Below are 13,622 nucleotides of genomic sequence, written 5' to 3'. Positions count from 1 at the left end.
CCCTTATACGCTTTTCGACAACATTTTTCTGTGGGTGTGGATCGACATCACAATCCCGAACCCGGCCATCAGCACAATCAGTGCGGAGCCCCCGTAGCTGACCAGGGGTAAAGGTACTCCAACCACAGGCAGAATACCGCTCACCATACCAATATTTACGAAGACATAAACGAATAATATTAACATTAATCCGCCAGCCATCACGCGACCAAATGTAGTTTGCGCTCTGGCGGCAATCCACAAGCCGCGCATTATTAGCAAAATATAGAGCGCGAGCAGAATCAGGATGCCCACCAGACCGAGCTCTTCCGCCAGTACCGCGAAGATAAAGTCGGTATGGCGTTCGGGTAAAAACTCCAGCTGCGACTGGGTGCCGTGGAGCCAGCCTTTACCGCGCAGGCCGCCTGAGCCAATGGCGATTTTAGACTGAATAATATGATAGCCCGCGCCCAGCGGATCGGTCTCCGGATCAAGGAGCATCATGACGCGCTGGCGTTGGTAATCGTGCATCAGGAAAAACCACAAAATAGGAATAAATGCAGCGATCAATACAATGGCGACCCCAATTAAGCGCCAGCTCAGACCAGACAAAAATAGGACAAAGAGACCGGAAAGGGCGACCAGAATAGACGTCCCCAGGTCCGGCTGGGCGGCGACCAGCAGGGTAGGCATAAAGATTAATACCAGGGCGATGGCGGTATTTTTCAGCGAGGGCGGGCAGACGTCGCGGTTAATAAAGCGGGCGACCATCAGCGGCACGGCGATTTTGGCTATTTCCGAAGGCTGAAAGCGAACGATTCCCAGATCGAGCCAGCGCTGCGCGCCTTTGGATATTGCGCCGAAGGCATCAACGGCGACCAGCAAAATGATACAAATGATATAGAGATAGGGCGCCCAGCCTTCATACACGCGCGGCGGGATCTGCGCCATCACCACCATGACCACCAGCCCCATCGCAATCTGACCGATTTTACGCTCCATCATGCCGATGTCCTGGCCGCTGGCGCTCCAGATGACCAACGCGCTATAAACCAGTAACGCCAGCAGAATGAGTAGCATCGTGGGATCGATATGAATTTTATCCCAGAAGGTTTTTTTGTTCGGATTATCCGTCATGATTATTGGTCCTCCGCCGCTGCAACCACCGGGTTTTCCGCAGGCAAATGGGTGTTGTTGTCGCCCAGCATGATGTGATCAAGGATTTGGCGCATGATCGTGCCTACTGCCGGGCCTGCGCCGCCGTTTTCAAGGATGATCGCGACGGCGACCTGAGGATTGTTATACGGCGCAAAGGCGGTCATCAATTTATGGTCGCGCAGGCGCTCGGCGATTTTATGCGCATTGTACGTTTCGTTGGCCTTCAGGCCAAAGACCTGCGCGGTGCCCGACTTCGCCGCGATTTTATAGGGCGCGCTGGCAAAATATTTATGCGCCGTGCCGTTAGGGCGGTTGGCGACGCCATACATGCCATCTTTCGCAATTTCCCAGTAGCCGGAGTGAATATCGCCCACCGGCGGCTCATGCGGCTGTACCCACGGCACCTGTTTACCGTTTTCCGCGGTGCTCATTAACAGGTGCGGGACTTTAACTACACCGTCGTTAATAAGGATCATTAGCGCCTTACTCATCTGAATCGGCGTCGCTGTCCAGTAACCCTGGCCGATGCCCACCGGAATCGTATCGCCCTGATACCACGGTTTTTTAAAGCGTTTCTGTTTCCACTCGCGGGTCGGCATATTACCAGAGCGCTCTTCTGCGAGATCAATTCCGGTGTAGTGACCATAGCCGAACTTACCCATCCATTCTGACAGGCGATCGATCCCCATATCATAGGCAACCTGATAGAAGAAGGTATCCGCCGACTCTTCAAGGGATTTGGTGATATTCAGATGCCCGTGGCCCCATTTTTTCCAGTCGCGGTAGCGTTTCTCAGACCCCGGCAACTGCCACCAGCCAGGGTCGAAAAGACTGGTGTTACGGGTGATGACGCCAGCGCTTAACGCCGATACGGCGACGTAAGGCTTAACGGTAGAAGCAGGTGGGTAGACACCCTGAGTCGCGCGGTTCACTAATGGCGTGTTCGGGTCGTTAAGCAGCCCGGAATAATCTTTGCTGGAGATGCCATCCACGAAAAGGTTAGGGTCGTAACTTGGCATGGAGACCAGCGATAGCACGCCGCCGGTACGTGGATCGGTGACAATCACCGCCGCGCGACTGCCTGCCAGCAGCGTTTCAATATACTGCTGGAGCTTGAGATCCAGCGTCAGGTAGATATCGTGTCCGGCCTGCGGCGGCACCTCTTTGAGTTGGCGAATAACGCGACCGCGGTTGTTGACTTCAACCTCTTCATAACCGGTTTGCCCATGCAGAATATCTTCATAGTAGCGCTCAATGCCCAGCTTGCCGATGTCATGGGTGGCGGCGTAGTTCGCCAGTTTGTTTTCTCTGTCGAGACGCTCGACGTCTTTATCATTGATTTTCGATACGTAGCCGATAACGTGGGTCAGCGCCGATCCGTATGGATAATAGCGGCGTTTATAGCCTTTGACTTCGACGCCCGGAAAACGGTACTGGTTGACAGCAAAGCGCGCGACCTGAACTTCCGTCAGGTTTGTTTTCACCGGAATAGAAGTAAAGCGATGGGATCGGGCGCGCTCTTTTTTAAAGGCGGCGATATCGTCGTCGTTTAAATCGACCACACTGCGTAGCGCATCCAGCGTTTGCTGAACGTTATCCACCTTTTCCGGCATCATTTCAATCTGATAGATAGTGCGGTTCAGCGCAAGGGGAATGCCGTTACGGTCGTAGATTATCCCGCGGCTTGGCGCAATTGGCACCAGCTTGATACGGTTTTCGTTCGAGCGGGTCTGGTAATCGGTAAAACGAAGGATTTGCAGATTATACAAATTGGCGATCAGTACGCCGGTCAGCAGCAAAATACCCAAAAAGGCGACCAGCGCCCGACGCACAAACAGTGCGGACTCAGCCGTATAGTCACGAAAAGAATTTTGTCGTTTCATCCGCTGCTTAATCTTCTCAAGACTTCACGATCACTCACGGTGATAAGGGTGGTTGGTTGTGATGCTCCACGCCCGGTACAAACTCTCCGCAACCAGAACCCGAACCAGCGGGTGAGGGAGCGTTAACGCCGAGAGCGACCAGCTCTGTTCCGCTGCCGCTTTGCAGGCGGGAGATAATCCTTCCGGGCCGCCAATCAGCAAACTGACGTCGCGCCCGTCCTGTTTCCAGCGCTCCAGCTCATTGGCTAACTGCGGCGTATCCCACGGCTTGCCTGGAATATCCAGGGTAACAATGCGATTCTTACCGGCGGCGGCCAGCATCTGCTCGCCCTCTTTGTCGAGAATGCGTTTGATATCCGCGTTCTTGCCGCGTTTGCCCGCAGGGATTTCGATCAGCTCAAAGGGCATATCTTTCGGAAAACGACGCAGATATTCCGTAAATCCCGTTTGAACCCAGTCGGGCATCTTCGTGCCGACAGCGACAAGTTGCAGCTTCACGCATTAACTCCAGAGTTTTTCCAGTTCATACAGGCGGCGACTTTCTTCCTGCATGACATGCACAATCACATCGCCCAGATCGACGACAATCCAGTCAGCCGCATTTTCGCCTTCGACGCCCAATGGCAGCATACCGGCCGCGCGCGACGACTGCACCACGTGGTCGGCAATAGACATAACGTGACGGCTGGAGGTGCCGGTACAAATAATCATACAGTCGGTGATACTGGATTTACCCTGAACATCTAAGGCGATGATGTCCTGACCTTTCAGGTCATCAATTTTGTCGATAACAAAATCCTGGAGTGCTTTACCCTGCAAGTTTTCCCCCTGGGTGAATAATTGCGTTATAACGATAGAAAAAAGGCCAACAGGCTGGACCGGTAAGGCGTTGCGAGTTAACGCTAACCTTCCGGCGGGACGCCGTGTAGTATACCTGAATCAGCGGCGATACCGGGACTTATGTCGCCGGATCGGCGTTTAAAACCAGATTATCATCCCATCCCACGTCACAGAAAGCATCGCCATTTTTGTAAAACAATTTCTGCAAAGCTCTGCAAGGTGAAAAAAGCCTGGCTGCGGAGAATAACAGCCTGTCGGGGGCTGTCAATGGGCGAAACCGCTGCGGCGAGAAAAAACGGAAAATTCATCACTCAGGCCGCCAGACGGCACGACTATTTAATACTTTCAGGGTGGCGAACCCTTCGCATATGTCGATTGCGCTCCAGCATCCCTGTTCTACCCGGAAATGCCATAGCGAGGCGGCGGGCATTGTGAGCAGACGGGCAATCAACAGGCTGAGTACGCCCTGATGGCTGACGATCAGCAGGTTCTGGCAATCGCTAAACGCGTCGAGTCGCGAGATAAAGCGCTCTACGCGCCGGGTAAAAGCCTGAAAACCCTCGCCATTGGTCGGAACCGCATTCTGCCAGTCCGTACACCAGGCGGCATAGCTTTCGGCATCTTCATGGGTGAGGTCGCGGTGATGGCGCATTTCCCAGTCGCCAAAGTACATCTCATTAAGCTCAGGTAAGATGTGTTGCGGCACATCCCGGCCCTCCAGTACGAGCCGGGCGGTATGGCGCGCGCGCTCCAGCTCGCTGCATAACACCCGGTCAAATGGCGCGTGGCGCAATAAAGTATGTAGCGTTTTCGCCTGGCCAATCCCTTTTTCCGTTAACGGCGTGGGAGCATGTCCGCTATACAACCCGGCGACATTGGCCTCGGTTTCGCCATGACGCACCAGCCACAATCGCATGGTATTCCTCATGAGGTTAAATGCGCAAAACATGATAATGCCCCTGATTGCGCAACGTTTTTTTCACTAAAATAGCGTTTTTTGGCTGGAGGCATAATGGCGTTATTCAACAGCGCGCATGGCGGTAATATTCGGGAAGCCGCGACGGTGTTGGGCATCTCGCCTGACCAGTTACTGGATTTTAGCGCAAACATTAATCCGCTGGGTATGCCTGTCAGCGTGAAACGCGCGCTTATCGACAATCTGGACTGCATTGAGCGCTACCCGGACGCCGATTATTTTCATTTGCACCAGGCGCTGGCGCGTCATCATCAGGTGCCGGCATCGTGGATACTGGCGGGAAATGGCGAGACGGAGTCAATCTTTACCGTGGCGAGCGGTCTTAAACCGCGTCGTGCAATGATTGTCACGCCAGGTTTCGCGGAGTATGGCCGGGCGCTGGCGCAAAGTGGCTGTGAAATTCGTCGCTGGTCTCTACGCGAAGCGGATGGCTGGCAGCTTACCGATGCCATTCTTGAGGCGTTGACGCCCGATCTGGACTGCCTGTTTCTGTGTACGCCTAATAATCCTACCGGCCTGCTGCCGGAGCGGCCGTTATTACAGGCCATTGCCGATCGCTGCAAATCGCTGAACATTAACCTGATCCTGGATGAAGCGTTTATCGATTTTATTCCGCATGAGACGGGCTTTATTCCTGCTCTTAAAGATAATCCGCATATCTGGGTGCTGCGTTCGCTGACCAAATTTTATGCCATTCCCGGCCTGCGGTTGGGATATCTCGTCAATAGCGATGACGCGGCGATGGCGCGGATGCGTCGCCAACAAATGCCGTGGTCGGTTAACGCGCTGGCGGCGCTTGCCGGTGAGGTAGCGTTACAGGATAGCGCCTGGCAACAGGCGACCTGGCATTGGTTACGGGAGGAGGGCGCCCGGTTTTATCAGGCGCTTTGTCAGCTCCCCCTGCTGACGGTTTATCCCGGGCGGGCAAACTATCTGTTGTTACGCTGTGAGCGAGAGGATATTGATCTGCAGCGACGGTTGCTGACGCAGCGGATTTTAATCCGTAGCTGCGCTAACTACCCGGGGCTGGACAGCCGCTATTATCGTGTGGCGATACGCAGCGCTGCGCAAAACGAGCGTCTGCTGGCGGCGCTGCGCAATGTGCTTACCGGTATAGCCCCTGCTGATTGATGTAGTTCAGCACGTTTTCCGGCAACAGATCGTCGCAGGATTCGCCTTTTTCCAGCCGTTCGCGGATGAGGGTTGCGGAGATATTAAGCCAGGGCGTTTCCGCCAGGTAAATTTTACCGGCTGGCAACTGGTGCAGATCGTCCGGCGTATGGGTCAGATGCTGTTCCAGCCACTGCTGGTGTTGCGCCTGCGTCATTTCAAGGGGGTAGCCGGGACGACGACAAACGATCAGGTGAGTGTTATCAAGGATGGTGTCGTAATCATGCCAGGTGGGGAAGTTAAGCAGCGAGTCCTGGCCGATAATAAACGCCAGCGGCGCTTCGGGGCCCTGTTCTTCGCGCCATGCTTTCAGCGTTTGCGCAGTGTAAGAGGGCGCGTTTCGCTGTAGCTCGCGTTCATCCAGCGTAAAAAGCGGCTTATCGGCGATAGCCAGCTCCAGCATATATTTACGCTGCGCGCTGGAGGCTTCCGGCTGGGGGCGATGCGGCGGCACATTGTTAGGCATAATAATCACCCGCGATAAGCCGATCAGATTCGCCAGCGTTTCAACAGGTTTAAGATGTCCATAATGCACCGGATCAAAGGTGCCGCCGAATAAAGCCTGTAACGATTTCATATCACCCATCAATAAATACGTCTGCCAGCGCCTTATGGCAGAGCAGGAGCGACAGCCCTTCAAGATCTGCCCATACCGACTGACCATAATCCTGTTTGAGCGTAATTTCTGTACGCGTCAGTAACTGCACGGCCTGGCGAAGCTGCGCAGGATGGAGACGCTGCAACGCGTCGCCGATCATGGGGCGACGGTTTTGCCAGACCCGGTGTTTATCAAACAGCGCGCGTAACGGCGTATGCGCGGACTGACGTTTGAGATTTACCAGTAGCAGCAGCTCTCGCTGGAGGGTGCGCAGCAGAATAACCGGTTCGCTGCCTTCAAGGCGTAGCTGTTGCAGAATGTGCAGCGCGCGTTTGCTTTTCCCCATCAGTAACGCATCCACCCAGTGGAAAGGGGTAAAGTGGGCGGCGTCATTGACGGCCTGCTCCACGCGAGGAAGCGTTAACTTACCGTCAGGCCAAAGCAGCGACAGTCGTTCCAGCGCCTGCGCCAGCGCCAACAGATTGCCCTCATAGCAATAGCACAGCAGTTGGTTCGCGGCGTCATCCAGTTGCAAATTCTGTGCTTTCGCTCTGGCGGCCACCCAGCGGGGAAGCTGCGCCTGCTCCGGCGTCTGACAACTGACCTGAACGCTACGGTCTGCCAGCGCGGTATACCAGGCGGCGTTTTCCTGCGCTTTGGTGAGCTTGTTTCCGCGTACTATTAATAACAGGTCGTCATGCAGCAGCTCGCTCAGGGTGGCGAGTTGCTCATTCATTGCCGCGTTAGGCCCGTTTTCCGGCAGTTGCAGCACCAGCGTTTGACGGCTGGCGAACAGACTCATCGCCTGGCAGAGTGAGAAAAGCGATCCCCAGTCGGTACTGGGATCGAGAGTAAAAGCGTGGTGCTCTTCGAAGCCTTGCGACGCAGCCGCCAGACGAATAGCGTCCTGACTTTCCTGCAGCAGCAGCGGATCGTTGCCCAATAGCAGATATGCCGCACGCAGCCCTTCATTGAGCTGCGCGCGGAGTTGTTCAGGATACAACCTGATCATTAGTTACTCAGCGTAGTGGAGACGCGTGCTGGCGTAGAGGCGGGCGCCGCCGTCTCATTGTCGGCGGTAGCCTCCTCTTTCGTCGCCTGAATATCCGCCGCGCGGACGCTGGTCAGCTTACGAATCAGCTGTTCAGCGGCTTTGTCGTACATCTCCTGAACGATCATGGCCTGCTCGTTATCCTTCGCCAACGCCATCTGCGGGTTATCGAAGAACGAACGGTACACTTTCGTGCTGATAGGATAGATGTCATGGCCCGGAATCAATACCGAGGCATTGACGGTCATCACCATCTGATATTCCGCCGTCTGGCCGTCCTGGAACACTGACGCCGTATCCTGCAAAATAGTCACCGTTCCAAGCCGCAGAGACGGAACGTCTTTGCGCGTTGTGTCTTTATCAAGCAGGTTTACGTTATTCAGCCGTAACTGATTACGTACCGCACGACTTAGCGGACCGTTCGGATCGCCGGAATCGAGGATCATCGTTTTCATTGAAGCCGGAACCTGCGTAGTGCTACGCAGATGCCAGCCGCATCCGGCGGTGACCAGCACCGCCAGAGATAACAACAGTGTTACCAGATATCGCACGCTTCCTCCCGCGCTTAGCCAACAACCAGATTGAGGAGTTTACCCGGAACGTAAATCACTTTACGCACGGTAACGCCATCAAGATATTTTGCCACCAGATGTTCCTGGCCTGCACGTTCACGCACCTGTTCTTCGGTAGCATCCACCGGTACGGTGATTTTCCCGCGAACTTTACCGTTAACCTGCACGACAACCAGCGTGGTGTTTTCCACCATTGCCTGCTCGTCGGCTACCGGCCACGGCGCGTTGTCGATATCACCTTCGCCGCCCAGCTCCTGCCACAAGGTAAAGCAGACGTGCGGCGTGAACGGGTTAAGCATACGCACGACGGCCTGCAGCGCTTCCTGAAGCAGTGCGCGGTCTTGTTCGCCTTCCTGCGGGGCTTTCGCCAGTTTGTTCATCAACTCCATGATCGCCGCAATGGCGGTGTTGAACGTCTGACGGCGGCCGATATCATCGGTCACTTTGGCAATGGTTTTATGCACATCGCGACGCAGCGCTTTTTGATCTTCGCTCAGCGCATCGACGTTCAGCGCCGCGACAGGACCTTTAGCGGTGTGTTCGTAAACCAGCTTCCAGACGCGTTTAATAAAGCGGTTTGCGCCTTCTACGCCGGACTCCTGCCATTCCAGAGTCATATCCGCCGGAGAAGCGAACATCATAAACAGGCGTACCGTGTCCGCGCCATAACGTTCAACCATTACCTGCGGGTCGATACCGTTATTTTTCGACTTGGACATTTTACTCATGCCAGTGTAGACCAGCTCATGACCCGCTGCGTCTTTTGCTTTGACAATGCGGCCTTTTTCATCGCGCTCGACGATAGCGTCAACTGGCGAAACCCAGTTACGTTCGCCGTTCTCGCCGACATAATAGAACGCATCCGCCAGTACCATGCCCTGGCACAGCAACTGTTTAGCCGGCTCGTCAGAGGTGACCATGCCCGCATCGCGCATCAGCTTATGGAAGAAGCGGAAGTAGAGCAGGTGCATGATGGCATGTTCAATACCGCCGATGTAGATGTCGACCGGCAGCCAGTAGTTTGCCGCTTTCGAATCCAGCATTCCTTCCTGATACTGCGGGCAGGTGTAACGCGCGTAGTACCATGACGATTCCATAAAGGTGTCGAAGGTGTCGGTTTCACGCAGCGCCGGCATACCGTTAACGGTGGTTTTCGCCCACTCAGGATCGGCTTTAATCGGGCTGGTGATGCCGTCCATGACGACATCTTCCGGCAGAATAACCGGCAGTTGATCTTCCGGCGTCGGCAGCACGGTGCCGTCTTCCAGGGTGACCATCGGGATCGGCGCGCCCCAGTAACGCTGACGGGAAACGCCCCAGTCACGCAGACGATAGTTCACTTTACGTTCGCCGACGCCTTTTTCCGCCAGTTTATCGGCAATGGCGTTAAACGCCGCTTCAAAGGCCAGGCCGTCGAACTCGCCGGAGTTAAACAGCACGCCTTTTTCGGTCAGCGCCTGTTCGGAAAGATCCGGCTCGGAACCGTCGGCGGCCAGAATCACCGGCTTGATGGTCAAACCGTATTTGGAGGCAAATTCGTAGTCGCGCTGATCGTGACCCGGAACGGCCATCACCGCGCCAGTGCCGTACTCCATCAGGACAAAGTTTGCCGCCCAGACCGGGATCTCTTCGCCAGTTAACGGATGAATCGCTTTATAGCCGGTGTCGACGCCTTTTTTCTCCATGGTCGCCATTTCGGCTTCGGCCACTTTGGTGTTACGGCATTCGTCGATGAACGCCGCCAGTTCGGCGTTGTTCGCCGCCGCTTTTTGCGCCAGCGGATGACCGGCGGCCACCGCCAGGTAAGTGGCGCCCATAAAGGTATCTGGACGGGTGGTATAGACGGTCAGGGTGTTATCGTAACCCTTCACATCGAAGGTGATTTCCACGCCTTCAGAGCGGCCAATCCAGTTGCGCTGCATCGTTTTTACGGTATCAGGCCAGTGGTCCAGCTTATCCAGATCGCGCAACAGCTCGTCTGCGTAAGCGGTGATTTTGATAAACCACTGTGGGATCTCTTTACGCTCAACTTTGGTGTCGCAGCGCCAGCAGCAGCCGTCGATCACCTGTTCGTTGGCGAGAACGGTCTGATCGTTCGGGCACCAGTTAACGGCAGAAGTCTTCTTGTACACCAGGCCTTTTTTATACAGCTCGGTGAAGAACTTCTGTTCCCAACGGTAGTATTCCGGGGTGCAGGTCGCGATTTCACGGCTCCAGTCATAGCCAAAACCCAGCGTTTTTAGCTGGTTTTTCATATACGCGATGTTGTCGTACGTCCACGGCGCCGGCGCGGTGTTGTTCTTCACCGCCGCGCCTTCCGCCGGCAGGCCGAAGGCGTCCCAGCCGATTGGCTGCAGCACGTTTTTGCCCAGCATACGCTGGTAGCGGGCAACCACGTCGCCGATGGTGTAGTTACGTACGTGGCCCATGTGTAGTCGGCCAGAAGGATAGGGAAGCATCGACAGGCAGTAATACTTCTCTTTGCTCTCGTCTTCGGTCACTTCAAATGTGCGCTTCTCATCCCAGTGAAGCTGTACTTTGGATTCTATCTCTTCCGGGCGGTATTGCTCTTGCATGGCAGCCAGTAGTCCTGTTTTCGATACAGCTACAAATGTAGCTTTAGAGGTGGTGTTTAGATCCGCATAGCATAGCCCAAACACGCACGTCAAAACAGGGGGTAGAACATTTGTCGCGCCAGGCGTCCGTGAGGAGGTGACGCAAAATGCGACACGACTGAGGCAAATTACCGCAGTTCCTGTCACCGCCAGATCGGCCCATAAAAATAAAGTCATATAAACCATGTAGTTAAAAAATGGCACGCCTTTTGATTAGGGAAGACAGGACTAAAGCAAAGGAGTTAATCGTGAAAAAAAATGCAGTGGTGATTCACCCTCAGGATTGCGTCGCGACGGCTATTACGGCGCTCAAGGCTGGCGAAACCGCCACAATGTTCATTGGCGAACGCGAGATAAGCGTTGTGTTACATCAGGATGTGCCATTTGGCCACAAATTCGCCATCTGCGATGTGCCTTTTCATGGCGAAGTTTATAAATATGGCGAATCCATTGGCCGCGCCACTCAGGAAATAAAAAGTGGCGACTATGTGCACGTCCACAATGTGGAAAGTGAACGCGGACGTGGTGACTGGAAATAATATAAAACAAGGGAAAATGATTATGAGCAATGAGACTTTTTTGGGTTTCCGCCGCCCTGACGGCCGTTTTGGCATCCGTAATTATGTACTGATTTTACCTACCAGCGTTTGTGCGAATAAAGTCGCCCAGGATATTGCCCGGCAGGTAAAAGGCGCGACATGGGTGAATAACGATTTTGGCTGCTGCCAGGTGGCAGGAGATGCGCGTCTGACGGAAAAGACATTGATTAATGTGGCGAATAATCCCAACGTCGGCGCTATTGTGGTTGTGGGCTTAGGCTGTGAAGGCGCGGAGCCGCTGCGCATCGCAGAAGAGATTACCGCATTTGGCAAACCGACCTCCTGCATTACCATTCAGGAAGAGGGCGGCACGCTTAAATGTCAGGCTCGGGGGATTTCGCTGGCCCGCGATTATGCGCAACAACTCTCCATGCAAAAACCGCAGCAAGCACCGGTTAGCGAGCTGCTGCTGGCGATGGAGTGCGGCGGGTCAGATACGACATCGGGGCTGGCGTCTAACCCTTCCTGCGGGGTCGCCTCGGATAAGCTGATACGCTGCGGCGGAAGCTCAATTCTTTCTGAAACGACGGAATTTATTGGCGCCGAGCATGTGATGGCGAAACGCGCGGTGACGCCGGAGGTTGGTCAACAGCTTATTGATTTAGTGGTCGGCTGCGAGGCGCGAGCAAAAGCGCTGGGCGAGGATATTCGCGGGGGACAGCCGACGCCGGGCAATATTAAAGGCGGGTTGACTACCATTGAAGAAAAATCGTTAGGCTGTATGCATAAAGCGGGTCATGCGCCGTTACAGGGCGTACTGGAATATGCCGATAGCCCAACGCATCCGGGCCTGTGGATTATGGATACCCCGGGGCAGGATATTGAATCTATTTCCGGCATGGTGGCGGGGGGAGCGCAGATCGTTATTTTTACTACCGGTCGCGGAACGCCTGCCGGTAACCCAATAGCGCCGGTAATAAAAATTACGGGTAATAAAGCAACGTGGGAAATGATGCAGGACAATATTGATATTGATGTGTCCGCCATTATGTCTGGCGAGGCTTCTATTACGCAAATGGGCGAGGAAATTTATCAGGAAATTTTACGCGTCGCGAATGGGAAAACGACTAAATCAGAAGATTTAGGTCATAACGAATTCTCTATTTATAAGATCGCGCCGACGTTCTGATACCAAATCGGGCAGCACAAGCTGTCCGGTTATCTCCTGGGAATAAGCTATGAAAATTAAAAAAACACTGGAACGTTTTCCTGGTGGTATGATGGTTGTACCGCTAATCATCGGCGCATTGTTTAAAACTTTTGCGCCGGAGGCGCTGGAAATAGGCGGTTTTGTCACTTCTATTTCGCATGGCGCAATGGCGATTTTAGGCATGTTTTTAGTCTGTATGGGCGCGGATATCCAGTTTAAAGCCGCGCCGAAAGCGCTGAAAAAAGGCGCTGCGATCACCTTTGCGAAATTTGCCAGCGGCGTGATTATTGGCATTCTGGTCGGAAAATTTTGCGGCCCGGATGGGTTATTAGGTCTGTCGGCTTTAGCGATTATTTCGGCGATGACCAACTCGAACAGTGGGTTATATGCCGCGTTGGTGGGGGAGTACGGCGATGAAACCGACGGCGGCGCGATTGCGGTAATATCGTTGAACGATGGTCCCTTTTTCACCATGCTGGCGTTAGGATCGGCAGGCATGGTGTCGATACCCTTTATGAATCTGGTGGCGGTTATTATTCCCATTATCATTGGCATGATTTTGGGTAATCTGGATGAGGACATGCGCAAGTTTCTTAAACAGGGCAGCGTGGTAACGATTCCCTTTTTTGCCTTTGGGTTAGGATACGGTATTGATTTCGCAAGACTTATCACGGCAGGTTCTTCAGGCATTTTACTGGGACTCATGACGGTGGCGATTGGCGGATTTTTTAATATTTTCGCCGATCGTCTGACGGGAGGCAGCGGCGTGGCAGGCGCGGCGGTCTCCACCACCTCTGGCAACGCCGTCGCGACGCCAGCGGCAATCGCGCTGCTCGATCCGCATTTTACCGACCTGGCGTCGACGGCGGCGGCGCAGGTGGCGGCCTCGACGATTATTACCGCTCTGTGCGCCCCCTTCCTGACCGTATGGATAAAAAAACGCTACGATCGTAAACTGAACCCAGCCGCCGCAGGCGGTTAGCGTTTCGGCGGAAAATAAATCACGACGGGCGGTCTCGCCCGTTCATAAA

The 13,622-nt window shown here is 54.3% G+C and carries 13 protein-coding genes; 4 read left to right on the top strand and 9 right to left on the bottom strand.

Going from position 1 to position 13,622, the window contains the following annotated elements:
* Positions 1-3 precede the first annotated feature (3 nt).
* The 5 genes from mrdB to QEN31_RS16260 all read right to left on the bottom strand — a co-directional run bounded on the left by mrdB (position 4) and on the right by QEN31_RS16260 (position 4,776).
* Positions 4-1,116, bottom strand: a complete 1,113-nt coding sequence (mrdB, locus tag QEN31_RS16280) for a peptidoglycan glycosyltransferase MrdB (protein WP_000131713.1) — start codon at positions 1,114-1,116, stop codon at positions 4-6.
* Between the two features lie 2 nt (positions 1,117-1,118).
* Positions 1,119-3,020: a peptidoglycan DD-transpeptidase MrdA gene (gene mrdA, locus QEN31_RS16275; RefSeq protein WP_000828700.1), complete on the bottom strand. Its 1,902-nt coding sequence runs from the start codon at positions 3,018-3,020 to the stop codon at positions 1,119-1,121.
* Positions 3,021-3,050: 30 nt separating this feature from the next.
* Entirely contained in the window at positions 3,051-3,518 is a 468-nt protein-coding gene (gene rlmH, locus QEN31_RS16270; RefSeq protein ID WP_000776107.1) for a 23S rRNA (pseudouridine(1915)-N(3))-methyltransferase RlmH, read from the bottom strand.
* A 3-nt stretch (positions 3,519-3,521) separates the two neighbouring features.
* Positions 3,522-3,839, bottom strand: a complete 318-nt coding sequence (gene rsfS / locus QEN31_RS16265) for a ribosome silencing factor (protein ID WP_001161670.1) — start codon at positions 3,837-3,839, stop codon at positions 3,522-3,524.
* A 328-nt stretch (positions 3,840-4,167) separates the two neighbouring features.
* Positions 4,168-4,776 carry an adenosylcobalamin/alpha-ribazole phosphatase gene (locus tag QEN31_RS16260; RefSeq protein ID WP_001241924.1) on the bottom strand — a complete coding sequence of 203 codons (609 nt, stop codon included), beginning with the start codon at positions 4,774-4,776 and terminating at the stop codon, positions 4,168-4,170.
* Between the two features lie 96 nt (positions 4,777-4,872).
* On the opposite strand from QEN31_RS16260, the gene cobD reads away from it, so the two are divergent.
* The gene (gene cobD, locus QEN31_RS16255; protein WP_001173255.1) at positions 4,873-5,967 is read left to right on the top strand and encodes a threonine-phosphate decarboxylase CobD; all 1,095 of its coding nucleotides are present in this window, start codon (positions 4,873-4,875) and stop codon (positions 5,965-5,967) included.
* On the opposite strand, the gene nadD is transcribed toward cobD, so the two are convergent.
* From nadD to leuS, 4 genes are read right to left on the bottom strand one after another with little or no spacing between them, the layout of a single operon-like run.
* Entirely contained in the window at positions 5,942-6,583 is a 642-nt protein-coding gene (nadD, locus tag QEN31_RS16250; protein ID WP_001518902.1) for a nicotinate-nucleotide adenylyltransferase, read from the bottom strand. The genes cobD and nadD overlap by 26 nt on opposite strands.
* Before the next feature lies 1 nt (position 6,584).
* A complete protein-coding gene (gene holA, locus QEN31_RS16245) occupies positions 6,585-7,616 on the bottom strand; it encodes a DNA polymerase III subunit delta (RefSeq protein WP_000620491.1) in 1,032 nt (343 codons plus the stop codon).
* Positions 7,616-8,206 (bottom strand): LPS assembly lipoprotein LptE, encoded by a 591-nt coding sequence (lptE, locus tag QEN31_RS16240; RefSeq protein ID WP_001269947.1) that lies wholly within the window; start codon positions 8,204-8,206, stop codon positions 7,616-7,618. The genes holA and lptE overlap by 1 nt, the downstream gene beginning before the upstream one ends.
* A 14-nt stretch (positions 8,207-8,220) precedes the next feature.
* Positions 8,221-10,803, bottom strand: a complete 2,583-nt coding sequence (gene leuS, locus QEN31_RS16235) for a leucine--tRNA ligase (protein WP_001157918.1) — start codon at positions 10,801-10,803, stop codon at positions 8,221-8,223.
* 236 nt (positions 10,804-11,039) lie between these two features.
* Between leuS and QEN31_RS16230 the strand changes: the two genes are divergently transcribed.
* From QEN31_RS16230 to QEN31_RS16220, 3 genes are read left to right on the top strand one after another with little or no spacing between them, the layout of a single operon-like run.
* Positions 11,040-11,381, top strand: a complete 342-nt coding sequence (locus QEN31_RS16230) for a UxaA family hydrolase (protein WP_001574029.1) — start codon at positions 11,040-11,042, stop codon at positions 11,379-11,381.
* A 16-nt stretch (positions 11,382-11,397) separates the two neighbouring features.
* On the top strand, positions 11,398-12,570 hold the full coding sequence (locus QEN31_RS16225) for a UxaA family hydrolase (RefSeq protein WP_001670689.1): 1,173 nt from the start codon (positions 11,398-11,400) through the stop codon (positions 12,568-12,570).
* 49 nt (positions 12,571-12,619) lie between these two features.
* Complete coding sequence (locus QEN31_RS16220; protein WP_000694477.1) at positions 12,620-13,573, top strand: 2-keto-3-deoxygluconate permease; 954 nt, start codon at positions 12,620-12,622, stop codon at positions 13,571-13,573.
* Positions 13,574-13,622 lie beyond the last annotated feature (49 nt).

This window comes from Salmonella sp. SA15303 (assembly GCF_029962125.1).
Classification (GTDB): Bacteria; Pseudomonadota; Gammaproteobacteria; order Enterobacterales; family Enterobacteriaceae; genus Salmonella; species Salmonella enterica.
This window is presented reverse-complemented; position numbering and strand designations above follow the sequence as displayed.

Coding starts and splice junctions, on each gene's coding strand:
- QEN31_RS16260 (WP_001241924.1), bottom strand. CDS start 4,776: ATGCGATTGTGGCTGGTGCGTCATGGCGAAACCGAGGCCAATGTCGCC.
- leuS (WP_001157918.1), bottom strand. CDS start 10,803: ATGCAAGAGCAATACCGCCCGGAAGAGATAGAATCCAAAGTACAGCTT.
- QEN31_RS16220 (WP_000694477.1), top strand. CDS start 12,620: ATGAAAATTAAAAAAACACTGGAACGTTTTCCTGGTGGTATGATGGTT.
- QEN31_RS16230 (WP_001574029.1), top strand. CDS start 11,040: ATGGCACGCCTTTTGATTAGGGAAGACAGGACTAAAGCAAAGGAGTTA.
- mrdB (WP_000131713.1), bottom strand. CDS start 1,116: ATGACGGATAATCCGAACAAAAAAACCTTCTGGGATAAAATTCATATC.
- cobD (WP_001173255.1), top strand. CDS start 4,873: ATGGCGTTATTCAACAGCGCGCATGGCGGTAATATTCGGGAAGCCGCG.
- mrdA (WP_000828700.1), bottom strand. CDS start 3,020: ATGAAACGACAAAATTCTTTTCGTGACTATACGGCTGAGTCCGCACTG.
- nadD (WP_001518902.1), bottom strand. CDS start 6,583: ATGAAATCGTTACAGGCTTTATTCGGCGGCACCTTTGATCCGGTGCAT.
- QEN31_RS16225 (WP_001670689.1), top strand. CDS start 11,398: ATGATTATGAGCAATGAGACTTTTTTGGGTTTCCGCCGCCCTGACGGC.
- holA (WP_000620491.1), bottom strand. CDS start 7,616: ATGATCAGGTTGTATCCTGAACAACTCCGCGCGCAGCTCAATGAAGGG.